This window comes from Anaerovorax odorimutans DSM 5092, assembly GCF_000426305.1.
GTDB classification, from domain to species: domain Bacteria; phylum Bacillota; class Clostridia; order Peptostreptococcales; family Anaerovoracaceae; genus Anaerovorax; species Anaerovorax odorimutans.
Window position 1 is genome coordinate 51,206 of the sequence record NZ_AUFC01000014.1, and the last position, 25,105, is coordinate 76,310.

Sequence of the window (25,105 nt, forward strand, 5' to 3'; positions counted from 1 at the left end):
TAAGTTTAAAAGGCAGGTGTAATTATAATTATGATAGTTATGCATATTGATGCAAACAGTGCATATTTAAGTTGGACAGCAGTTTCGCTTCTTGAAAAAGGATATCCTATAGATATAAGGAATATCCCTTCTGCTATTGCAGGGAATCCTGATAATAGGCACGGAATAATATTGACTAAATCTATACCTGCCAAAAAATATGGAATAAAAACAGGTGAAAGTTTACTTGAAGCAAGGAAAAAGTGCCCGGAGCTATTGGTATTTCCTCCAGATTACGATTTATATCTCATGTGCAGTAATGCTATGTTTAAAATATTATTTGAATATAGCCCACTTATACAAAGATATAGTATTGATGAATGTTTTATGGACTATACAACTAGCCAAGAAAAATTTGGTGATCCTGTTCAGACAGCATATTCAATAAAAAACAGAATAAAAGGGGAATTAGGTTTTACAGTAAATATAGGTGTATCTTGCAATAAACTTTTGGCAAAGATGGGTTCTGAATTAAAAAAACCCGATATGGTTCATACTTTATTTAAAGATGAGATAAATGAAAAAATGTGGAAATTACCTATAGAAGAGCTTTTTATGGTAGGAAGAGCTACAGCAAAAAAATTAAGAAAAATTAATATTAATACTATAGGAGACTTGGCTAATGCTGACAGATTGCATATAAAGGCTTTACTTAAATCACATGGGGAATTGATTTGGGATTATGCAAACGGCATAGATTATTCACCTGTAGTAAAAAGTGATGATGTAATGCAAAAGGGCGTTGGAAACAGTATTACAACAGCATATGATATTGCAGAAAGTAAGGAAGCATACATGGTTCTTCTTTCATTGTGTGAACGTACAGCTACTAGATTAAGAAAGATAAATCAGAAAGCATCTCTTGTGAGAATACAATTAAAAACAAATACGTTCATAAGATACAGTCATCAAATTCAATTGCAGGAATTTATAGACTCAGCTTCAGATATATATCGTTATTCATGCTTACTTTTTGATAAATGTTGGAAAGGTGAAAAATTAAGGCAGCTTGGCGTATCAGTATCAAAATTTGGTAAGAATGAAAACCATCAGATTTCAATGTTTGATGATTTATCGGAAGAAACAGAACGTAATAGTAAATTGGAGTATGTCATAGACGACATAAGAAATAAATTTGGAGAAGGAGCATTAATAAGGGGTACTTTTGCAAACAGTAAAGTCAAGCCTATACAAGGAGGAGTAAATGACGGAAATTATATAATGATGGGAGGGCATGAATCGTGAAAATACTGGCAGAGCCAATAGATACCATTGTAATGTTTAAAGGCAGGGAAAGACCTATCCCTTATAAATTTAAATATGCAGATTATAATGGAATAAGGCGAGAAATTAAAATTGATAAAATTTTATATACTGAAGAAAGTAAATTGGCAGGAGAAAAAGCGTTTATTTACAGTTGTCAAAGTTTTATCAGTAATGAACAAAAGAGATATGAACTAAAGTATATTGTAGGAGAATGTAGATGGGAATTATATAAGATGTAAATATGATATTCTTTATTAAGGATATTTTGTTTATTTTTATGTGGTGTGTATAGCAGAGTAGATTACTGTTAGCTACATAGGTATTTTTAAAATTAATAAAAATTGAATAAAGAGGTATTAACTATAAAGAAAATTTTTAACTAATGTTTTAAATTTTCTTTTTTATTTTTGTTAAGGTAAATAATAAATTAGTTTAAATATTTTACGAGTTGAAATTATGGAATAAAGTTATGGAAATACAAATGAATAACAAAAAGCTTGATGTTACTTGATGTTAAATGTTAAATAATTTACTATATTGACTTTTAATTTACAATAATGTACTATAATAACATAAAAATATATAATAAATTTTATGGGAGCATATCTTTCAAAATTATTAAATTAAAATGGAGGTTATTAAGGAAATGAAAAAAGGCATTCTAACGGTTGCTGTTATTAATTTTAAAGTTGAAACAGGCAACAAAGAGCTGAATTTATCAAGAATGATAGGATTTTCTATTGCTGCAGCGAAGCGAGGTGCTGACTTAGTTCTATTTCCAGAAATGTGTCTGATGGGATATGATTACTTTATTAATGAGGAAATTAGTATTAATGAGAAAATAAAATCTACAGAGACACTTCATGGACCTTCTTGCTTAGCGCTTGCCGAAATTGCAAAGCAGTATGGTATTTATATCGTATTTGGTGCTTCAGAAAAAAGAGAAGATAGTAATACCTTGTATAATTCGGCCTTCGCTATTGGTCCAGAAGGAGTGATAGGATCATATCAGAAGATGCATCCTTTTGAAACAGAAAGCATATGGTGTGAAAAAGGTGAGAGTCCATTTATGTTTGATACAGAGTGGGGTCCAATTTCTATTGGAATATGTTTTGATACTTATCAATTTCCAGAGTTGATGAGACATTATGTTTCAAAAGGCTCAAGATTATACTTAAATCCAACTGCTGTTGTAGAGGAAATTCCAAAAGAATGTAGTAGAAAAGCTTTTATTAATTATTATGCTCCAACTCTTGAATATGGAGTTTTATGTAACACTATTTTTATTGCAAGTGCAAATCTTACAGGCTTTGATGATGTTAACTATTTTGGTGGAGGAAGTGCTATTATTGGTCCTAAAATTAATGCTTTCTTTGAAACAGATGTTACTTATTATGCTGGTGACAAGGACAACGTACAAGAAGGAATCTATTTAAATACAATTGATTTATCTCTTGCAATGTGTCCGCTGTTTAAAAACAGTAAATATACTGGAAAGCCCGACTATAGACCGGAGATATATAAGAAATTTTTATAAATAAAAAGAAGGAGATAAACACATGGAGAATAATAATGTAAATCAGCATGAAAGTGCAAAGGAATTAAAAAGAGTTCTACCTTTAACTTCACTTGTTTTTTATGGATTAGCCTTTATGGTACCGCTTACTATTTTTACAACATACGGACTAGTTACAAATATGACACATGGTATGGTTGCGCTAACATATGTCATTACTACGTTATGTATGGGATTTACTGCATTTAGTTATGTTAGAATGACTAAGGCATATCCTGTGGCAGGATCAGTTTATACTTATGTTGAAAAATCCATTAATCCGTATTTAGGATTTCTATCTGGGTGGGTTATATTGATTGGTTATATGTTTTTACCTATGCTTAATTATTTAGTTTCAGCAATATTTCTTACTGCAGCAATACCACAGATTCCCGCGTGGGTTTGGATTATAGCATTTATTGTTATCGTAACTGTTGTAAATCATTTTGGAATTCAATTAACAGATGTTTTCAACCGTACAATCGTATGGATTCAGCTTATTTTTTTAATTGCTCTCATGATTATAGTAATTAAGTTTATTATTGGCGGTGGCGGAAAAGCAACATTATTGGATACGTCCTCTTTCATAAATATGAATGAGTTAATGAAATCTGGAATGGGTATACCTGTATTACTAAGTGGAGCTTCTATTCTTGCTCTTTCATTTTTAGGATTTGATGCAATTTCTACTTTGAGCGAGGAGGCAATTAATCCAGAGAAGAATATTGGTAGAGCAATTTTGATTGCATGTATTGGCGCTGGTATTCTTTTTACAATTATCACCTATGTACTGCAACTTGCATGGCCATCAGCATGGTTTGAAATGGTTGATGTTGAAGGTGGTTCTTATGAATTAATAAATAAAGTAGCTGGTTCTGTTATGGCATACATTTTTACTGCTGCATATGCAGTAGGGTGTATAGCATCTTCTGTATCTTCAGTTGCATCAGCTTCAAGGGTTCTATATGGTATGGGACGTGATAGAATTTTACCCAATAAAATTTTCGGTTATTTGCATATAAAACATCAAACTCCAACCTATAGTATTTTAATAATGGGAATCATAAGTTTATCCGCACTATTTGTATCCCTTGCTACAGCAGCCTCACTTTTAAATTTTGGAGCACTTTTTGGATTTACTATGGTTAATATTTCAGTAGTAGCTCATTATTTTATAAAAGGTAAAAAAAGAAAAGGATTAGATATTCTAAGATATTTCATTGCACCAATCTGTGGAGCCGCATTTACATTTATCATTTGGCTAAATCTTGATTTAACCTCAAAGGCATTGGGTTTTGGATGGATATTAATTGGACTTATTTATTTAGCTATAACAACTAATTTCTTTAGAAAGCTTCCAGCAGAAATGAAATTAGATTAGAAAAAGATATTAAATAAAAAAGTACAGTGAGATATAAAATGGCCTCTGTGGAACGGACACTAGAAAAGTGCTTAATCCGCAGGGCTATTTTTGTATACTATAGATGGAGGTCTAATATGAATAAGATTTGTATTTATAAAAAAAGATATTAAAATTTTAAAGTAAGTGCTTAAAAACAAGGTGTCTTATATTTGGTTTAGCTATATGTGATAATAATTTCTAATAGTAAATTGTGTTTAAATTTTTTTAAGTTTTTACACTTAAAGTAAGAAATTATACGAATGAACAAGATGGCTAAACTATGTAAGGAAAAATTGGGAAAACTAATTAAAGAGTACAAAAATAGTTACCTTAAAGGCAAAGATTGAAATTACAAAAAAGTGTTGAAATTAATATCTTCTAACCCCCAAATAGGGTATAATATTAAAGATAGAAATACAAAAACTATGTAGGATAAAGAGGCATAGTAAGGCAGCTTGAAGGAACTATTAAAATCTACAAAATATAAGTTTATAATGGAGAAATTAGAGGTTATTAAATGGATTATTATTTTGGATATATTTTAATGGTAGTATATATTATAATTTTACTTACAATATATATTTTGATAAAAAAGAGTAATGCTAAAAAAGAACAGAGCATCTTAACTTATATTTTAGCTGGAAAAAATATTTCCACTTGTTTACTTACTACCAGTGTTTTTTCAGCGTGGATATGGGTGACTACGATTATTGGTTCTGCGGAGGCTTGTGTTTTATATGGTATAACTGGGGCAATTGGATATACGTTAGGAGCAGTAATTTCTTTTTTTATTTTTATATTCATTATTCTTTCTATGCAAAAACATATGCCTGAATGTACCAATTTTTTAGAGTTCCTTGGGGAGAGATATTCAAAAAAAGTAAAGGATATTTATTATATTTTCGCTATCCTAACGACTGTTTATGTTGCAATTGAGCAAGCAGCAGGTGTCAGCTTTGTATTCCATAGCTTTTTTGATACCTCATATAAAAAAATCGCCTTTCTTTCTGTTTTCATAGCCGTTATTTTTGTTGTGTTAGCTGGTATGAAAGGGGTATTATATAATGAATTTTTGAATTTTTTCATGATCTTAATTGGGTTTAGCATATTTATCTATATTTTGTTACAAGGATTTAATATGATGGAAATAAAGCAAGGCTTATTAGATGTGAAAAATAACCCAAATAACGTGAATTATAATCCAAACATATTAAACATTGCTTCACTAACTGGTATTAGATATACCATAATGGCTGTTGTAATTGCTTTTGGGCAAATATTATTTGATCCAGCATATTATTTGAAAGCATCTTTAGCCAAAAGCCTTAGTGCTGCGAAAAAGGCTTTCTTTATCGGAGGTATCATAATTTGGAGCCCTATAGGATTGATAAGTGCTATTATGTTAGGATTTATTTCTATATCAGTGAAAATAGATTTTTCTGATTCACTAAATGTAAGTGCAGATATTCCAACAAAATTAATTACAATGTATAGTGGAAATTCAATGATACTTCTATTTTCGTTTCTTATTATTTGTATAGGTTTTACTACTATTACACATTATCTCATTGGAATCCAGTCTATTTTTACCATTGACTTTTATAAAAATAAAATCAAAAAAGATGCAAACGATAAGGAAAAACTATTGTTTGGCAAAGTTGTTATAATATTAGTTGGTATATTTTGTGGACTTATTGCAATTTCATTAGAAAATATTTCTTTACTTACTATAGATATGTTTTGTGGTGTATTTTTTGCGTCTCCATGTGGAGCTATATTTGCTGGTATTCTTTGTAAAAAAGATCTTAAAAATTATCCAATTATTTCAATTGTTCTGGGTCTAATTACAGGATTTTATGTCTGGGTGTTCTTAATTGAAGAGAATGATTGGGCATGGTTTTTTGGTACTATGACTTCTTTTTTAGTACCAATTTTATTTTTAGCACTTTGCTCCCTTTTTGTTAAAACAAATTTTAATTTTGTAAAGTTAAGATTTTGGAAGCCATAATCTCTATATTAAAGAAAGTAACCTTATAAGATATAAACGAATTAAAATGATAAAGTTCATAGGGTATAAAAATGAGAGTGAAACAAATATAAGTAGTAGTTGACTCGGATGCATACAAGTTAAATTCCTGTATTTGTGTTATTAGTTCAAGTTGACTTTTTTTAAAGATGATAGTTTAATAAATTTTTAAAAAGATTTTAAATTTATTGGTTTAGACTTGTAATAAATAAACAATAATATATAATGATTTATATTAATAGTGAAATTTAATTTTATGCAGATAGATTTAAGAACGAAAGAAAAGGGGGATAAAATTGTCTTCAGATATTAAATTTTTAACCATTCAAGATTTAGCAGAAATGCTTCAAGTAACTAGAACAACAATTTATAATTTAAAAAAGAAGGGGTTACCATTTATAAAATTAGGTAAAAATATTCGCTTTAATCAAGATGAAGTAATTGAGTGGATTATGAAGAATCAACATGAATCAAAAAAAGAAAATCAGTAGGTTAGGAAAATAAGCAATGAATACTTTTTCTCTTTACGGAGTTATTTTATATGTTATTATTTTATTCCTTTTAAGCGCTTTTTGTATTAAAAAAGTACTTAATTCGTATGAAGAATACAGTCATTGTGGAAGGTCACTTTCCATTAGTTTTATTATTTTTACTTATTTAGCTACTTGGATAGGTGGAGGAACTATTGTTGGGCTAGTAGGAAAAACCTATGGAGGAGGAGCAGGGCAATATTGGATTATTGCGATTTCCTTTGTTATGCAATTGTTCTATGCATTCATATTTTTACCACGCATTAGAGTATTACGACAATCGAGTATTGCAGGATTTCTTGCTATGAGATACCCTGATTACGGACAAATTATCAGACTGCCAATTACCATAGGAATTTTAATTCGAAATGTTACTATGACAGGAATGCAGTTTGGAGCATTAGGATATATGATAACCTATATTTTCGGAATTAATAGTAATTTATCAGTATTGCTTATTTTTTTAATAATCACTACGTATACGGTGCTTAGTGGACTTTGGGGTGTAGTAGTTACAGATATATTCCAAGGAATTCTTCAAACTGCTGGCATTATTTTATTGGTTATATTAACAATAAAGCTGAGCGGGGGAATAAATCAGATTTATCAATTTTATGAGTCTACCAACAATGAATACTTCCTTAATATTCTTAACTTCCAAAAAAGCACAACAGATTTAATAAAATATATTTTAGCCTTTGGTATTTTCTTTTTCATGAGTGATCAAACAGACTGGGAACGTATTTATTCTTCCAAGACAAATAAAACTGCCTTTTGGGGATTTCTTATTCCGCTAATTGTTACATTAATACTTTTAATTTTACCGTCTTATTTAGGAGTTTTCCAACGTGCTTTTTCACTTGGTCAGACAGAATCGCAATTTATTATATATAAATTTGTTTTCGAAAATATTGACATTAAGATGGGGATCTTTGTTCTTATTGGTCTAATTGCTGCAATTATGTCATCTGCAGACTCTTTTATGCTAACTTCTGGAATCATCTTTTCTAATGATATTATAAAACGATTTATTAATCAAAATGCAAGTGATAAAGAATTGATATTTTGGACAAGAGCTTTTATTCTCTTAACAGGCGCTATGGGGTTTGCTTTTGCAATTAATATTTCAGATATCATTTATATATGGCTTACTGGGATCGGTATGGCTTCTATTATTGTAGTTCCAGCTTATTTGCTTGCTTGGTTTTCAAAGATTGCAAATAGCATTGGTTGTATTTGTGGGATGGGTATTGGAATTATTTATTGTATTTTAATAACGATTGGTATGATAACTGCTAACGTAGATCAAATCTTAATCGGTATGTTAATTAATCTTATTGTTACAATGATAATTTCTTTTTTCACTAGTCGTCCCCTTCAAAATACAATTTATGAGACATACTATTGGTCTTCTAAGTTTGAAAACATTCATATAATAAAGGACTCATATTAAATTCCCTAGCTTTTTATGTGTCATATCAAATGTACTATATGACATATAATTTTAATTACTATAAATTCTCTTTTTCCCTTCGGACAATGGACCAAAAATGTGTATATTTTTATATACATATTTTTGTATATTCTTATTTTACATTTATAGAAAGATTTAAGGCTTATATAATAAGCTCTAACAGTGCCTAATTAGATGCATTAGAAGATAAGGGAGGTAAAGAAATTTTAGTTTTATATCTCATGGGGAAATAACGGGGCCACTTATCTACATATTTTAAATATTTAGTTGAACTAAGGAAGTAAGTAAGATGATTTATACTACAAATACTATTGAAAATTTCAATAAGAAGCTTAGCAAAGTAGTTTTGTAATATTTGATAGGTTAATTTTAATGCATAATATGAAATAGTAGATAGGTATTAGGTATAAAGAATTAAATTCCTGAAATTTAATAAATAAAAAGTAGACAAAGGAATGTGTTTCTTTGTCTACCATCTATCAAGATAATAATAGATAAGTGATTATATTATTATAAATTTCTTATTTTTCTATACTTTATTATAGTTTAGATTTGTTGATATGTTGTTTTCTAAATTCATCTTTTTAAATTCATTTATAACAAATATTGCAGACATAATTAAAACTGCCACATCTGTAATTATTGGGGCAAAGAATACCCCATAAATCCCTATATTCCCTATTCTTGGAAGAATTAAAATAAGAGGAATAAAGATAATGATTTGTCTTGCCATTGTAAGGAATGATGCTATGGAGCCTTTCCCTAAAGACTGGAAGAATGTTATGGAAATAATCATAAAACCAAGGGTAATATATGTGCTGAAAAGAAGCTGCAAACTTGATGATCCTTGAAGTACAATATCTGCATCTGTAATAAACAAGGATAACATTGTCTTTGGGAAACACATAATAGGTATATAAAAGAGAAGCGCTAGCGCTGTAGCCCCTATTGTGAAGGCTTTTGTAATTTGTTTTACTCTTTTATAATCTTTTGCACCATAATTAGTTCCAGCTGCAGGCTGGAATCCTTGACTTATTCCCCATAAAGGTATGAATGCAAATGCTTGCAGACGTAATCCTGCACCAAGTATAATTTGCCAACTTTCACCTCCGTATTGTGCAGCTGTATTATACATTAGTGTCTGTTGAATTAATTGCATAATTTGCATCATCATTGCTGATATACCAACACTTAATATTGGAGGCAGCATGTTTTTATCAAGCTTTATACGGTTAATTTTTACATTATTACTTTTCTTTTTAAAATACCAAAGAGTAACAATAGCTTGTATTACCTGTGAAATTAAAGTTGCAGTTGCAGCAGCTTCAACACCATATCCCATAGGTTTTAAAATTGTAATCATAATAGGATCAAGAATAATATTTAAAACAGCACTCATTCCCATAATCATCATTGCACGTTTTAAAAGACCTTCTCCTCTCATAATCATATTTGCACTTTGTGCAAAATTAACAAAAAGTGAACCCATAAATACAATTCTTAAATATTTTTCTGCCATTATAAGCATTTCACCTTTTGTTCCACTGAGCATCAAAAGCTGCTTAGTAAAAACTATTCCTATAATGGTTGTGAAGATGGAGAATAATATTACAAGCATAATTAAATTACCCATAATTTTGTTTATTGTTTCCGTATCCTTTTTCCCGATAGCTCTTGATAATAAAGAAGCTGATCCTATGCCTACCAATGTTGCAATCCCGCTGTTGATAAACGTAAACGGGTATGAAATTGAAACAGCGCCCATAGCTGATGGCCCTACCATTTGTCCTACAAAAACAGAATCCATAAAGTTGTAAAGTCCGATTACCACCATACCTATTATTGCAGGTAGACTTAATTTCCACATTAGTTGAAATGGACTTTCTGTTAGTAATAAAGTTCTTGTATCTTTTGAATTATTCATTTATAATCCTCCTTTGAAGCATTAAGTTAGCAAATGCTAACTATAAGATATTGTATTACATATATTAAAGTGATACAATACTTTAAAAATATATCGTCTGTTCGTAATGTATATTTGTCTAATCGTGATAGGGAGGTGCAGAAACTTAAAATGGACAAAAAGGAATATTATAAAAGATCACTCACTGAAACAGGTTTTAAAATAGTAGAAAACAATAACTTTTGCAGTATGGGCCATACATGGGAATTATCAAAGGAAATGGGACAAGGCTTTTATTGGATTTATGAACAAAAGAATTTATATAGTATTAAGATTCATGATTTCTTTTTTCATAAAGATACTTTTATAGAAGTGAACATTCCTGAATGTTTGTCTGTTACTTATTATGAATCTGTTTCGGGAGAGGAATTGATCCCATATAGAAGATTAGAGGCAAATAGTGTTAAAACTTTTATAGGTGGATATACACCTTTTAAAGCTAATATTCACAAGAAAATACCTATTTGTTGTACAGGTATAGAGATATTTCCCGAATATTATAAGGATTATCTTAAAAAAAATTATCCGGGTGAATATAGAAATCCATTTGATGCATTTAAAAGTATCGAGGATAATGATGATTTCCCGGAAATGATAATGCTGCTCACTCAAATTAAAAAATATAGGGGTGACGGTATTTCAGCAAAATTATTTTATGATGCCAAAGTTGCCGAAGCAGTTTCCCTTATTGTTGAACATGAAAATAATAAAGACAAATATAAGAAAAATTATTTATCAAATTCAGATAAGGAGTTATTAATGTCTGTTACAGCATATATAAATGATCACTATGCTTTTAATATAAAACAAGAACAGCTTTCACAAATTGCATGTATGGGAGCAACAAAATTAAAATCTACGTTTAAGCAATTGCATGGCTGTACTATAACAGAATATATTCAGCATAGAAGAATGAGCCAAGCAGAACATCTGCTTTCCTGTACTAATTTTACAATTAATCAAATAGCTAAAACTGTAGGGTACAGTAGCGCCAGTCGATTTTCTGTGCTGTTTAAGAAAAGTACAGGTATCTTACCAAATGAGTATAGATTGATTGTAAAAGGGAAATAGGTGAAGATTTTATATTAATTTAAAATCTTATTAAATTCCATGAAAACAATAGATTCCGGTTCTAAGTCTAAACTTAATCCATATGTATGATTTTTAGGAATTATTTCAAAGGATATTCTGGGCTGCGACATAGCTTCAATTATTTCAAAATCTTCATCAGAAATATTTGTATTAAAATTGAGTTGACACCAGTAATCAATACAAGAATTAGCAGAAGTAATCTTACTTTTTGTAAGTTTATAACTGTGAGATAAATTGAATATTTTAATATCAATAATAGCTGAAGAAATTTCATCTTCATTGAAAACAATAATACTATATTTATCTATATCTTTTGAAATAATATAATTATCGCCAATCTCAATAAGCTCTGAAGCCATTTTACTTAGAAAAGTATAAAGGTAATAAAGAGGTTTTTTTAATCCGTTGATTGTAAATAAACCATTAACTGAGTCTGTAGAATCTATTAAACAAATATCTTCTTTAAGTTCTTTTGGGTTGTAAATTATCTTTTTCAATAAATTTATACAACTTTTATTTGGAGAAATATTATAATATAACTTAGAAACATCTGAAAATAAAATATGGCAATTTTTATTGATTAAAGAAATAGGAAGGATTGTTTTTTGTATTATTTTATTATTTTTAAACAATTCAAATTTACCTAAAGGGATGTCCTTTAAATCAAATTCAATAGGAATTGTTATAGGAGAAATAATAGGCTCTTCTATTTCACATGGTACAGAATGAGAAAAATTTTCTATTATAGTATCAAGTGGCAGCTCTTTAATACATGGTTTAACTTTATTAAGTGTTTTATTTGAAAAAAGTTTTCTGTATTCTTTTGGATGATATCCAAACCAAAGCCTGAAATTATCAACGAAATATTTTGGATTTGAAAATCCAACATCTTGAGCAATTTGGGAAATAGATAGATTTGTACTCAGAAGTTTTATTTCTGACATTTCTACTCTGACCATACTTACAAAACTTCTGAAACTTTCACCTACAAAATGCTGGAAAAGATGAGATAAATAATAGCTGTTTATATTTTCTTTTTTTGCAATATCAGTAAAACTCAATTTATAGAAATAATTTTCATAAACATAGCTTATTATTCTGTTTATTCTTTCCATTTGAAATATATCATGAGTGACTTTAAGGCTAAATATTCTTTCTTCTCTACTTATTGTAAAACCTCTGAATTCACTATATAAAACTTTAATCAACTCAATAGATAAATCTAACGTTTTCTTCTTGTAGTCTGTATCTTTAAAAATTAATTCTTTAGTAACAGAAAAAAGAAGAGTTTTTATATCTTCTTTTTTTGTCTGCCCTAAGGAGTTGTTTTCAACTTTTATTGTAAATATTTGGTTTTCTAGATTAGGAAAAATTTTTGAAAAATATTCAACATTTATATTAAAAATAAGAATTAAATTTTTTTCTGAAATATTAGTTAAACCATGTACATCGCCTGTGTGTATTAAATGAATATCATTTTTTATTAAGTGATAATTAGTATATGTAAGTCGTAAATTTATTTCACCTTCTAAGACATATAAAATTTGTATGTCGTTATGCCAGTGAATAGGATAATTCTCAATTCTAAGCAGCTGTACTTTAATAGGAAGGTTATCATTGTAGTTTATTTTATCTAACATAATATTCCACTCCTTATTATATAAAATATAACTTTGTTGCTATTTTTTATTATAACATTTATGCAATAAAAATAAATAAATAACTGAAAATTCAAAAATATTAAAAAAATCGGCAAGTTTATTATATAAATGAAAAAATAATTGTATTAGTATTAAGAAAAAAGGAGAGGAGCTAATTTATATGGTTAAGTTATAATTGCTGCATTGCAGATAAAATACATTGAAAATGTATTTTATAGATGAAAAATTTAGTTAATAAATGGGTTAGTTTATCTTAATAACATCAAATTTATTCATATCGGGAGGAAAATATTATGGGTGAAGACATAACTTTAGAAGTTAAAAAACATGACGTCAAAGTTAGTACTCTAGTATTTATGATATTTTGTATTTGCGCGGCAGGGGCATATGGAATAGAAGCTATGATTCCGTCCTGTGGTCCGGGACTGACACTTGTACTACTAATGGTTATTCCTTTTGTATGGGGAATGCCAATGGCATTTGCATCTGTGGAATTAGGAGCAGCCAGACCTGTTGAGGGAGGATTTTATAAATGGATCCAGGAAGCATTAGGTGAATTTTGGGGTTTCCAAGCCGGTTGGTGGAAAACAATCGCTAATTTCATTGATAGTTCTGTTTATGTAATATTAGCAGGGACATATTTTGCTTTAATGACTGGCGCTAGTGATATGCAAAGATATGCCTTTCAAGTAATAATTATTTTTATATTCGTTTTTATAAATTTAAGAGGTGTTCATGAATCAGGTAAAATAAGTACTATCATAGGTACATGTATTTTATTGGTTTTCGGTCTTATTACAGTAGTTGGTTTTTTAAATGTAAAGATGAATCCGTTTACTCCTTTCATGCCGCCGGGACAAGATGCCTTAACTAGTATAGGGGCAGGTATTGCCATCGGTATTTGGATGTATTCGGGATATGAAGCCATGTCAGCAATTTCAGGCGAGGTTTCAAATCCAAAAGTAATACCAAAAGCTACTTTAATTGCTGTTCCCTTAATCGCTGCCACATATATTCTGCCTACTGCAGCTAGTTTGGCTTCTATTGGGCAGTGGGAAAGCTGGCAAGAGGGTATAACAGATGAGGTTGTAGGATATGGAACAGTCTTATCTACATACCTGGAGCATAGTATCTGGTTTATTGTCTTTGGAGTAGTTGCTGTATTGGCACAATGTTCCATTTACAATACTTGGATGGCTGCAGGTACAAGAGTTTTATTTGCGCTTTCTGATGATAATTTAGCACCAAAGTTTATTAATAAAGTTAACAAAAAGCATGGAGTACCTTATATCCCAATTCTTATTATGGCAGCAGTTAATTTGATTTTATGTTCTTTTGAATTTACGGTTGTTTTAGTTATAGAAGTATTATTGATTATAGCTACACAAATATTGTTATTTATAACAATGCTTGTAATGAGGAAGAGAATACCTGACAGTGAAAGACCTTTAAAAATTCCGGGTCCTAAATTATTTATATCAATTTTCTTTACTCTTCCTATAATAGTGGGGGTAATTGCTTATTTATTAAACGGGACGGATTACTTCTTAGGTGGATTAATTGGTTTGATATCAGGACCTATTGCATATTTCATCTTTAAAAGGAAGTATGGCGGATTATATAAAATAAACCCTGAAAATAATCCAATAAATGACACTACGAAGATGGCAAAAGGAGATTTATATAGAATTGCAGGTTTCTTTGTAGTTGTTTGTATATTAGCGTTGTTAGGATCATTGTTCTTACCTTGGTATGAAGGTTCATGGGGTCCTGAATATTACTTAGAAACATATGGAGCAGATATTTTCGTAAGCCTTTTAAATGGTATTAAAGCTTTCGCAATAGGAGGAGGTATTTTAGCAGTAGTCTTTTGGATTATAGCTAAAAAGCTTGAACATAGTGAAGAAAAAAGGGGTATATAGTATGAATAAGGCTGATATGGTTCTGATTGGAGCTAGTATATATTGCGGAAAAGGGCTGCCAAGCAATAAGGATTTCATAGCAATTAAAGGCAATAAAATTATTGGTATAGGAGAATTAGGAGAGGAAGAAAAATATATTTCCGACAGCACAAATATAATAAAATTTAATAAAGAGAGCTTCATTTTACCGGGATTGCATGATAATCACATTCACTTGATACAAGCGGGAATGTATGACAAATATGCAGACTTAACATTTGCAGCTTCTCAAGAAGAAGCTGCAAATATGGCTGCTAAGTTTGCTGAAAAAATACCTGATGAAAATTGGGTTATCGGATTTGGATGGAGCAGAATGTCTTGGGGCAATAAAGAAATACCAAATAAGCAAACATTAGATAAAGTTTTACCTGATAGACCTGTTTTTTTATTAGATTCAGAACTTCATGGTGCATGGGTGAACAGTAAAGCTTTAGAATTATGCGGTATAAACAGGCATACTGAAAATCCTGAATTTGGGAGAATAGATAAAGATATAAATAATGAGCCTACAGGGTATTTATATGAAACAGCTCTTAGCATGGTGGGAAAGCAAGCATTTCATTTCAGCAGTGAGATAATCGAAGATTTAATTACAAGATATATAAATATTGCAATAAAATGGGGAATTACTTCTGTCAGTGATATGACACCTTATCTGGGATTGAATTTAGCGTATGAAGATACTTATTATAAAATGGATCATCAAGGTCTTTTAAAAATTAGAGTAAATGCGGCAAGAGATTTATTTGAAGATATAGATAATATAATTAACATTAGACAAAAGGCAAAGGAAAGCGGAACGGGAATGTATAAAGTTCCTTATGTAAAACAATTTATTGATGGAGTGGTTGCAAATTATACAGCATTATTACTAGAAGATTATTGTACAAAATCAGGAGAAAAGGGCAAGTCTTTATTAAATCTTTTAAAGCTGGATGAAGCAGTAAAAAAAGCTCACAATAATGGATTTCCCGTAAGACTTCATGCAGTGGGAGATGGTGCTGTAAGAATAGCTTTAGACACTTTTGAAAGGGCAATAAAAGAAAATCCTATAGTTAAAAACAGGCACCAGATAGAGCATATAGAGTGCATAAATCCAAAGGATATAAGCAGATTTAAAGATTTAAATGTAATTGCTTCTGTACAGCCTGAGCATATTATATCAGGTGTACCAACATTTGATGATAATTGTTATCCTGAGTTTTTAGGAGAGGAAAGAGATAAATTAACCTGGGCATTTAAGAGTTTAAAAGACAATGGTGCAATCTTGGCATTTGGCAGTGATGCCCCAGTTGTCCCAGGCAATCCTTTTTATGGTATGTATGTGGGTATGACAAGAGTTCATCCTGACGGAAATCCTGTAAATGGATGGAATCCACAAGAAAAATTATGTATTGAAGATTTGATTCATGGTTATACTTATGGTGCTGCTATTGCAGAAATGAGAGAAGAGGAGCTGGGTACTTTAGAAATTGGTAAGTTAGCAGATATAACGGTTACGGATAGAAATTTATTAAAAATCACACCTGAAGAAATAAAAGAAACAAAAGTATTATTGACTATTGTTGATGGTAAAATAGTTTATGAAGGTTAAAAATATAAAAGGAACAATAGAGCCAGGGAAGTTTGCAAAAGTAAGGGTAGATAGAAATATCTACTCTTTTATGTTGTGGCTTTAGGGGTGATTAATACCAAATAAATTTATTGTCTATATAAAATTTGTTAATATGATTTTGGAAAAATATTCATTTACAGAAGACATTAATATATGAAGTATGTTATCATAAAAAGACTAATAAGGTTAAGGATGATAAAAGGGGTACGTATATGAGCAAAGAAAGTGAAAAGAAAATTGGTGTAGGAACATGTTCTTTTTTATTTGTTATTTTTTCCATAGTTTGGTCTTTTGATTTTAATGGTTTTTGTATTGGTGATAATTTTTTAAATCTGATAGGCTTGTCACCTTGGTCAAATGGGAATATTGGAATTCATTACACTGTATATTACAGTATTATATTCTTATTGCCTGCCTATATTATTGCAAAAAAGTTCCCTGATCATTTTCTTGCCAAAGCTAGTAAAATTCTTTCTTTATGGATGGGATTTTTTTTGTTAATATCAAGTTTTGTATTGGCCCAATAAGGTGTTTTTAATATATTAATTGCTATATCTAAAAGGGATTATATGAAAGAGTTAAGATTTAATAGGGTAAAGACATGTATTTTATAGTTGTAGGAGTCATATTCTTTTTTCCATATATATTTGCTGAATCAATTATATCTATTTTTTTGTTTTACATGGAAGTTTTCTATTATAAGAAAAAAAGTTTAGATTATAAATCAGATAGGATTATTTTTAATAGTTTAATAGCTTTTCTTTATAGAACTGCTGTTTATATAGTTATGGGATTTGGTATTGAATTTATAAATTTAACAGTATACAAGGGTAAACCTGTATATGAAAATTTATTTAGTATTTTAAATAAAGTAGATTGGTTTCTTCCATTTTTCCGTAATTCTTTTGAATCTTATATATCTATTTTAGGTTTTCTAATTAGCTCATATATAATAGTTAAAAACAGCATTAAAGGAAAACATTTTAGTATTAAGGACATTGTATTGTTAGTAATTTCGTCAATATTGGTAGATATTAATTTTATTTTTGGGGCTATTCATATTTTTTGGGCTTCATAACTATTCTATGTTATAAACAGGAAGCAGTATTATTTTATAATGGTATATGGTATTTTGATTATGTTTTACCTCTTTGATTCCTAATATACAAAAGGATTCTTCATTTAAGGGGGAGCGTAAGGTCAAAGAAGTTTATTTATTTTAGAATTATATTTTTGAATTTATATGAGGTGATTATATAAAAAGGTTAACTATTATACTAAAACAAGACATTTTATGAAAGGATTAAAGATATGTTATTAGAAATAATTTTATCAGGTATGATATTATATGCTATTGTTTATGTTGCAGTTTCTTTTGCTATTAAACCATTATTGAATGAAAAAAATATAAGCATTTGTAATGATGAAGATTTGGAGCTATTAGAATTACGTGATATAGAAGTAATAAGCGATGATGAATTTGATGATATAATTAAAATTTTACAAGACAAACAAGAAAAACAGAAAAACTATAAGAAGTATCAGCATTATGCTAATGTTTTAAAAGAATTAAGAGATATAGAATATTTTTCAGAAAAAGATTATTTTTTAAAGATGGATAAATTAAAAGAATTTTATAATATGAAAAGATAAGTAAGGTGAATTATAAAAAACTATTAATGTTATTTCTTATAAAAATCATTATATTGATTTAACTGATTATATTTGAGTATTATATTAGCATTTTTTATTTGCATTTACATCTCATATATTTAATATTTTTGATAAAGTTGTTAATAAATTATGTGGTTGATTATAGGTTATCCATAAATTTAATAACCTGTGGATAAAAAAAGAATTATTTTTAACAAACATCTATCTAAACATTGAAATATATGGATTTTGGTAACCCAAAATTATCCACAAGTAAAAGTGAATTAAATTGTATACGATTTTAAAAAGCATGTTGAAAAGTGCTTTAAGTATTAAAATTATAGGAATAAAAGGTTGTTGAAAAATATTATTTGTGGATTAAAATGGGTTTACATAATTATCGTTTTATATTCCTTGTTTATGATTATTTTTTTTATTCCTATTAGGATTGCATGGAAACCATCCCTTTCTTACACGTTCTTTTTGCTCTTTCAGTTCAAAAATTGACCATAATAATACGCACCCTAAAACTCCCAGTACAGTTGTAACTATTGTATTGTGAACAAAAAAAGAAGCACTGATTGATATAAGACCTAATATAAGAAATGCAGGCCATATTTTATCAGAGAAATAATATTCACATTTTATTACAATAGGATGAAAAATACCTATGATGATAAATGAAATTATGCCAATTATAATACCGGTAAAATTCAAATAATCCCCTCCTTTATTTTATAAAAACTTTATTATACTTTTATACTAAAAAAAAATTATATATAAATTAGAATTATTCTAGCAAATATTTTCCAAGATGTAAATCTAATTATATATAACTGGATTTGATTTATGAGACAATCTAATAAATACATTGTCATGTGAAAAATAAATATTTGGGTAAATATAGGTTATCCATAAACATAATTAAACTGTGGATAAAAGAAGAGTTATTTTAAAATATTGATTAGAAAATGTTCAAATTTAAAGGATATTTTAAATTTAAGTTACTAACATTCAGTATTGGATAAAATTGTATACGATATTAAAAAGCATGTTGAAAAGTACTTGAAATATTAAAATTGTAAGAGTTGTAAGTTGTTGAAAAATATTTAATAAGTAAATCATACGAGTTTACATAATCTTACAGCATGATTAATGAAAATAATTTTACTAATATTTATGTTATATTAAAAGAGAGATATAATTGAAAAAATTAAAAAGATACGATAGCAACAAATATAAGAGGCTTGCAGCTAATAAGTCAGGTAAATGATACAAATCAACAAATGCATTATTTATCAAATGCACATGGAGATATACTAGATATAATAAATGAGTAGGGAGAAATATTAAACCAATACAAAGATGATCCATTTGGAAATATAACAGAACAAATGGAAACCCTGCCAAACAGATATAAATATGCAGGAGAACAATATGATCATTTAACAGGAAAGTATTAAGCTTTATATCAATTAATTAATATAAATTAAAGAATTGAAAAATGTATATTATAGATATGGACTTGCATTTTCTATAAAAATATGGGTATAATATAAAAAAGAGCTACCGATGAACGGTATGCTCGAAAATATTTGGTTAAAACTAGCCGTCTAAGTTTGGTCGCTTGGGACGGTTAGCTTCTTTTTTGAAACTATGAATGCTTGTCTTTTGACAAGGCAATAATTGCAACTATCAGTAATCCAAAAGTACAAATTGTATTTATGGCTTCGTAGGTTAGCAATATTATCACCTCCCTTTGCGGGAGCATACCGTCCACCGTACAGGTAACTCTTTAAAAAGTATAACAAACAATCTGGTAAAATTCAACAAATAAAGCAAGCTTAACTTCATTGACAAAATTTAATGTTTAGAAAAAAATATAAATATAATTTTTACTTATATCCTTGCTAATAACAGGGTGTTTTTTTTATTTTAAATTACTATAAATACAGAAAAATAGGCTTCTCAATGGAAGGCGGCAAAGGTGTTTTTTTGCCATATTCATATAGAAGTTTTATTTTTAATATCTTAAATATTTCAAACCTGAGCGCTGGAACTATGAGATAAGAGTGTTGTCTCATCCATGATTGGAAAAATAATAAGAAATTACTAAATCATTTCTTATTATTAATATGGAAATCTGAATTTAATGGAAAAATTTCAAGAGTATAAGTAGTCTGTTTAAATTAAGGAAATAAGCTCAAAACAAAGTTAGTTAGGTTATAAAGATGATTACATTTACATTTACAAAAATATTAATCCTTTTAAGAAATTTATGGAATATGATATAATAATTTCTATAATTGAAACAGAGTTGATGCAATGTGTGGATCATTGAATGGTGTCAAATAATTAAATAGTGTTTGAAATGACCATGCAAAACGATATAATAAAAACGCAATTATAATAAAGTTATTAGTAAATATAAGAGAAGGAATTACAGTAAATGTTTATTTTGACTATTTCAATAGAAGACGCAGAAAAAATAGATGTATTGTTTCGCAAATTTGAGAGACCACTTGGAAGGTATATTCTAAAAATTGTAAGAGATGAAATCTTATTTGAAGATGTGCTTCAATCTACCTTTTACAAAGTAGTTAAAAATATAGAGAAAATTGGAGATATAAATTCAAAAGAAACAAAAAATTATTTGTATACAATAGCATATACAACAGCAATTGACTCTTATAATGAAAAAAAGTTACAAGAAAGTGTCACAAAACCCTATGATGATACGGTTATTAATATTATAGACGAATTTCACGCAGATGAAATTCTTGCAGAATTAAGTATGAGTGAAGAAATTTTAGCTTGCATTGAACAGCTAAGTGAAAAAGATCAGGATATTATAGCACTTAAATATGGTGCAGACTGGGATAACACTAAACTTGCAGAGCATTTTAATATTAGTGAAGAATCCGTAAGAAAACGCATATCAAGAGCTAAAATTCGATTGGCAGTTATAATTGATAAGCGCAAAGGAGGGCTTAGTGATGAAAGATAGTAACGAAGAATTATATAGAAGATCTATAGAAGCTAAAAGTGAAGCTTTATTGAAAATTATAGGTCAAAAAATTCTTGAGAAACGAGAAGAAGAAATAAATCAAAATGAAACTGAAAGTGAGACCTTCGTAATTCCAAAAAAGACCCATGAAGCAATAGCACAGATGATAAAAAAAGAAAAGAAAGCTGCTTTAATAAAAAACAGAAAAAACAAATTGAAAAAATTTGCGAAAGTCTGTGCGGCATTATTTATTGTTTTAGGTATTTCGGGTATGATTCTTGTAAATAACGTAGAAGCATTTAAATTTCGTTTTGATAACTTCTGGGTAGAAGTAAAAACAGAATACTTGGGGCTCACTCCAAAAGATGAAAATTCAGAAGATAATATTGATGAAGATGTAAAAATAAAAGGTATTTGGTATCCGAAGTATTTGCCTGAGGGATTTCAATTTAGTAGTATTGAATATCTTGGTGATATTAAAGAGCTTTTGTTTATAGGAACTGATGGTCAGACAATATCAATTTCAGAGACAAAAGCAGATGGAATGAAAATATACATTGATAATGAAGCAGAAGAAAATGGAAGAGTAGAGATTAATAAAAAATATGATGCCTACTGGTCTAAGAATGATGGAAAAACTGTATTTGTATGGTTGCAAGATGACAACATAATTGAAATTTCTGCAAAACTTGAATTAAATGAAATAATAAAAATTGCAGAAAGTATGGTTTTTGAAAAATAAATAAAAATTTTAAAAAAGTGTCACAAAACCTCTTGCGTTTCGGTTATTAATATATGGAAACAAAGAGAGGTTTTGTTTTATAAAAAAAGAGAGGGGAATCATTATGAAAAAAAGTTTTTTAACATGTATTTTAATTGTTGCCTTGATTTTGACAACATCGGTAACAGCCTTAGCTGCTGATACAGTAAATGGCTCTGTTAGTGAGAGCAATTCTGAAGAAATCTCAATTACACCATATTATGTATCTGTAGCATCGGTTTTAGCATCAATATCATTCAGTGGGAGTAAAGCAAATGCTACTGTATACATAACTCCTAAATCTTCATTAGATTATGTAAAAGTCAATGTAAAATTAATGAAATCAGGAAGCAGCAGTGCAATAAAATCATGGACACAGAAATTGGAACCAAGAAATAGCGGTAATTTTGCATTCGCTGAGAAAAAAAGTGTTTCGGCAAGCGGAAAATACTATGTTAAAGCTAAAGTAAAGTGTTATAAAGATAATGAGCTAGTAGAAACGTTCAATGTTGAATCAAAGAAATTGCAGTATAAGTAAAATAATATGTTTGGGGATTGTTTGAAAAAATTTAAGTATAATTAAAAAGCTAATAATATTTTTTATTATACTTATAATATTGTGTGTGAAATGGTTATTAAGTATAGAAATAAATTAATAGATGTTAGGAAGTGGTGCTCATGATTGTGTAAAGCTAAGCGAATAATGATGAATTATGTTCATCGTTTTCAGAAAAAAACTACCTAGAAATGATTAATAACGGAAATTAACATTAATAGGGGATATGGGAATTAAAATGAAAGCCTGTAGAGTATGGCAGCAAAAGGATAACTTGCTTTATAATAAAGAATCATTCCTTTTGAAATATATTCATAGAATAGGTGTTTGTTTATGGTTAGTAGATTGAGTGGGTTTAATTTACGGTTTATGTAAAAGATAATGGTTGTATATAAGGATATAATATTAGATTTTGCCTTTTTAAAGTAAAAGAAGTTCTTATTTACATCGAATTACATAATCAATGGGGGATAAAATGTAGAGACAATCTAAATTAAATATTCTTGTATTATCTAATTTGTCTTATTGGTAGAATTACTTGTAATACTTAATAAATCAAGTTTATATAATCTTGATTTTAGAGCAAACAGCTGAAATTTGGAAAGACATAACATACGGGAATATTTTAAGCAATTATAGTTTTACATGTTGGAATAGCTTCTAATAATGAGAACAGTAAAATTGTTTCTACATTGAAATGGTCGGATAAAGCATTTTCTGCAAACGATCAATTTTTCTAAGCTATTAAATATTGCAGAAAGTAAAGATTAAATTAAATAAAAAATACAAAAAAACCTCTTCTGTTTCTGTTATAAAAGATTTTGTACAAAATAACAAAGAAAAAAAGTATTATCAAAATAAAAGTAGTTAATGTAATTTATTAAATTCTTGAGAGCATACAGTCATATATTTTAAACCTCTATATTGTTATAAAATAGCAGTATGGAGGTTTTTATGTATAATAGTTAGTCCGCTTAAAAGTATTGACAACGAAACGACACGTACTTTATTATCGGATGGATGGCATGATATTTAGTTTACAATGTCTGAAAGTATTTATATTTTTTATTTATTTAGGCTGTTTATGAATAAATGTATAAAGCTATATTTTTATTTAATTTTTAACTTACCATCTATTTCATTAAAAAAGGTTTACTCCGTTAAATGTAAACGGTTAAGTAAACCTTTTTCTATATTACCACACATAGATAAACAAATGTAAAAGCTCTTGCAAATATAATAACAGAGCTGTTTTTGTTTGTCAAAGAAAATATAAATTATTATGAAATAAACTAATAATTTATATTCTTGTTAAAATTTTAAGGCTCATATTCAAAAATACTTTTCCATTACAAATTTGCAGTTACTGCATAAGTATGCATTTATTTTGGTGTATTTAGTATTAAATAACAAAGTAGATTCGCATACCATGAATCAGAAGATTATTTGAGGTACAGACTTAAAATTTTGCTAAAACAATTAAATAAAGATGGAATCTACAATAGGACCTGATACGTATGGCCCTAATTGGAAAGCATAAATATTTAAATTTATTTATTGTTATAAGCATATTTGATTGATTATCTTTAGATATAAAAGTGCTGTTAATAGTAACAGAGAAATAATAAAAATGTAAAAAAACAACAATTACATATTGACAAAACGCCATAAAATGGTAAATAATGTAAATTAGAACCTTGATAATTAAATATATAAGAGGGTTTTAATAACTAAAGTGTTATCATTGACTATAATGATATAAGATATCTTATTATTAATAAATGTATGTTTTTGAGAAGCTTATAAAAATAGGAAAAAACAATATAGATAATATATTGATAAATGTGTAAAAAATGTGTATAATATATATTGCTAGGAGATATACTAATGAGACAGAGAGAACTTATTAAAAAATTAGAAGAAATAGGTTTTAGTTTTTATAAACATGGTAGTAATCATGATATTTATATAAGAGGCAAAGATAAAGAGGTAATACCAAGACATAAAGAGGTAAACGAAAAACTTGCTAAAGCGATACTAAGAAAATGGGATTATGGATTATAAAATCCCTTGAATATAAGGAGGTCAACATGAAAAAAGTATACCCTGTTATTTTTACACAAATAGAAGATTGTATTCTTGTGGAGGTGCCGGATTTAGAGATACTTACACAAGGTGAAGATTTTGCAAATGCTATAGAAATGGCAAGAGATGCTATAGGTCTTAAAGGGATATCTTTGGAAGATGATAACATGAAAATCCCTGAATCATCGATTAATATAGATATAAAAAAAGGTACGTTTGCAAAAGAAGGTAAATCAATAATATCACTTGTTGATATAGATTTTGGTGTATACAGAAGAAGAAATGACAATAAAATGGTAAGAAGAAATGTAACATTACCAAATTGGCTTAACCAAAGAGCAGAAGAAGCAAATGTAAATGTTTCTAGAATATTACAAGATGCGTTAATGGAAAAACTTGAAATACAAAGAGAAAGATAACTCCAGAAATCATAATGTGCAATGTTTGAAAGAAAGTGAGA

Annotated in this window: 21 protein-coding genes; 18 read left to right on the forward strand and 3 right to left on the reverse strand. The window is 28.6% G+C overall.

Features of this window, described 5'->3' with window-relative positions; genetic code table 11:
• The first annotated feature begins 30 nt into the window (after positions 1-30).
• From K292_RS0106420 to K292_RS0106450, 7 genes are all read left to right on the forward strand, one after another.
• On the forward strand, positions 31-1,284 hold the full coding sequence (locus K292_RS0106420; protein WP_027399147.1) for a DNA polymerase Y family protein: 1,254 nt from the start codon (positions 31-33) through the stop codon (positions 1,282-1,284).
• On the forward strand, positions 1,281-1,544 hold the full coding sequence (locus K292_RS0106425) for a hypothetical protein (protein ID WP_027399148.1): 264 nt from the start codon (positions 1,281-1,283) through the stop codon (positions 1,542-1,544). Before K292_RS0106420 ends, K292_RS0106425 begins: the two co-directional genes overlap by 4 nt.
• Before the next feature lie 407 nt (positions 1,545-1,951).
• A complete protein-coding gene (locus K292_RS0106430; protein WP_027399149.1) occupies positions 1,952-2,842 on the forward strand; it encodes a carbon-nitrogen hydrolase family protein in 891 nt (296 codons plus the stop codon).
• Positions 2,843-2,864: 22 nt separating this feature from the next.
• A complete protein-coding gene (locus tag K292_RS0106435) occupies positions 2,865-4,241 on the forward strand; it encodes an APC family permease (RefSeq protein ID WP_027399150.1) in 1,377 nt (458 codons plus the stop codon).
• A 538-nt stretch (positions 4,242-4,779) separates the two neighbouring features.
• Positions 4,780-6,270 (forward strand): sodium:solute symporter family transporter, encoded by a 1,491-nt coding sequence (locus tag K292_RS0106440; RefSeq protein WP_027399151.1) that lies wholly within the window; start codon positions 4,780-4,782, stop codon positions 6,268-6,270.
• Between the two features lie 314 nt (positions 6,271-6,584).
• A complete protein-coding gene (locus tag K292_RS16230) occupies positions 6,585-6,779 on the forward strand; it encodes a helix-turn-helix domain-containing protein (protein WP_037372701.1) in 195 nt (64 codons plus the stop codon).
• Between the two features lie 16 nt (positions 6,780-6,795).
• Positions 6,796-8,271, forward strand: a complete 1,476-nt coding sequence (locus K292_RS0106450) for a sodium:solute symporter family protein (protein ID WP_027399152.1) — start codon at positions 6,796-6,798, stop codon at positions 8,269-8,271.
• Positions 8,272-8,821: 550 nt separating this feature from the next.
• Here K292_RS0106450 and K292_RS0106455 read toward each other — a convergent pair.
• Positions 8,822-10,216: an MATE family efflux transporter gene (locus K292_RS0106455; protein ID WP_027399153.1), complete on the reverse strand. Its 1,395-nt coding sequence runs from the start codon at positions 10,214-10,216 to the stop codon at positions 8,822-8,824.
• A gap of 150 nt (positions 10,217-10,366) precedes the next feature.
• Between K292_RS0106455 and K292_RS0106460 the strand changes: the two genes are divergently transcribed.
• Positions 10,367-11,326 carry a helix-turn-helix domain-containing protein gene (locus tag K292_RS0106460; RefSeq protein WP_027399154.1) on the forward strand — a complete coding sequence of 320 codons (960 nt, stop codon included), beginning with the start codon at positions 10,367-10,369 and terminating at the stop codon, positions 11,324-11,326.
• Positions 11,327-11,340: 14 nt separating this feature from the next.
• On the opposite strand, the gene K292_RS0106465 is transcribed toward K292_RS0106460, so the two are convergent.
• Positions 11,341-12,987 (reverse strand): helix-turn-helix domain-containing protein, encoded by a 1,647-nt coding sequence (locus K292_RS0106465; protein ID WP_027399155.1) that lies wholly within the window; start codon positions 12,985-12,987, stop codon positions 11,341-11,343.
• 314 nt (positions 12,988-13,301) lie between these two features.
• Here K292_RS0106465 and K292_RS0106470 point away from each other — a divergent pair, with 314 nt between their 5' ends.
• From K292_RS0106470 to K292_RS0106490, 5 genes are all read left to right on the forward strand, one after another.
• Positions 13,302-14,930, forward strand: coding sequence for an APC family permease (locus K292_RS0106470; RefSeq protein WP_027399156.1), 1,629 nt, complete (start codon positions 13,302-13,304; stop codon positions 14,928-14,930).
• A 1-nt stretch (position 14,931) separates the two neighbouring features.
• The gene (locus K292_RS16235; protein ID WP_037372702.1) at positions 14,932-16,563 is read left to right on the forward strand and encodes an amidohydrolase; all 1,632 of its coding nucleotides are present in this window, start codon (positions 14,932-14,934) and stop codon (positions 16,561-16,563) included.
• A gap of 233 nt (positions 16,564-16,796) precedes the next feature.
• Entirely contained in the window at positions 16,797-17,111 is a 315-nt protein-coding gene (locus tag K292_RS16240) for a hypothetical protein (RefSeq protein ID WP_051280440.1), read from the forward strand.
• Between the two features lie 74 nt (positions 17,112-17,185).
• On the forward strand, positions 17,186-17,662 hold the full coding sequence (locus K292_RS0106485; protein ID WP_027399157.1) for a hypothetical protein: 477 nt from the start codon (positions 17,186-17,188) through the stop codon (positions 17,660-17,662).
• Between the two features lie 233 nt (positions 17,663-17,895).
• A complete protein-coding gene (locus tag K292_RS0106490; protein WP_027399158.1) occupies positions 17,896-18,237 on the forward strand; it encodes a hypothetical protein in 342 nt (113 codons plus the stop codon).
• A 405-nt stretch (positions 18,238-18,642) separates the two neighbouring features.
• On the opposite strand, the gene K292_RS0106495 is transcribed toward K292_RS0106490, so the two are convergent.
• Positions 18,643-18,954 (reverse strand): DUF4491 family protein, encoded by a 312-nt coding sequence (locus K292_RS0106495; RefSeq protein ID WP_027399159.1) that lies wholly within the window; start codon positions 18,952-18,954, stop codon positions 18,643-18,645.
• Between the two features lie 1,732 nt (positions 18,955-20,686).
• Between K292_RS0106495 and K292_RS0106500 the strand changes: the two genes are divergently transcribed.
• The 5 genes from K292_RS0106500 (at position 20,687) to K292_RS0106520 (ending at position 25,064) form a co-directional block, all read left to right on the forward strand.
• Positions 20,687-21,244 (forward strand): RNA polymerase sigma factor, encoded by a 558-nt coding sequence (locus tag K292_RS0106500; protein WP_027399160.1) that lies wholly within the window; start codon positions 20,687-20,689, stop codon positions 21,242-21,244.
• Positions 21,234-21,986 (forward strand): DUF4367 domain-containing protein, encoded by a 753-nt coding sequence (locus K292_RS0106505; protein WP_027399161.1) that lies wholly within the window; start codon positions 21,234-21,236, stop codon positions 21,984-21,986. The genes K292_RS0106500 and K292_RS0106505 overlap by 11 nt, the downstream gene beginning before the upstream one ends.
• 103 nt (positions 21,987-22,089) lie before the next feature.
• Complete coding sequence (locus K292_RS0106510; protein WP_027399162.1) at positions 22,090-22,542, forward strand: hypothetical protein; 453 nt, start codon at positions 22,090-22,092, stop codon at positions 22,540-22,542.
• Between the two features lie 1,905 nt (positions 22,543-24,447).
• Positions 24,448-24,624 carry a type II toxin-antitoxin system HicA family toxin gene (locus K292_RS16245; protein WP_037372705.1) on the forward strand — a complete coding sequence of 59 codons (177 nt, stop codon included), beginning with the start codon at positions 24,448-24,450 and terminating at the stop codon, positions 24,622-24,624.
• Between the two features lie 26 nt (positions 24,625-24,650).
• Complete coding sequence (locus K292_RS0106520; protein ID WP_027399163.1) at positions 24,651-25,064, forward strand: type II toxin-antitoxin system HicB family antitoxin; 414 nt, start codon at positions 24,651-24,653, stop codon at positions 25,062-25,064.
• The last annotated feature ends 41 nt before the right edge of the window (positions 25,065-25,105 follow it).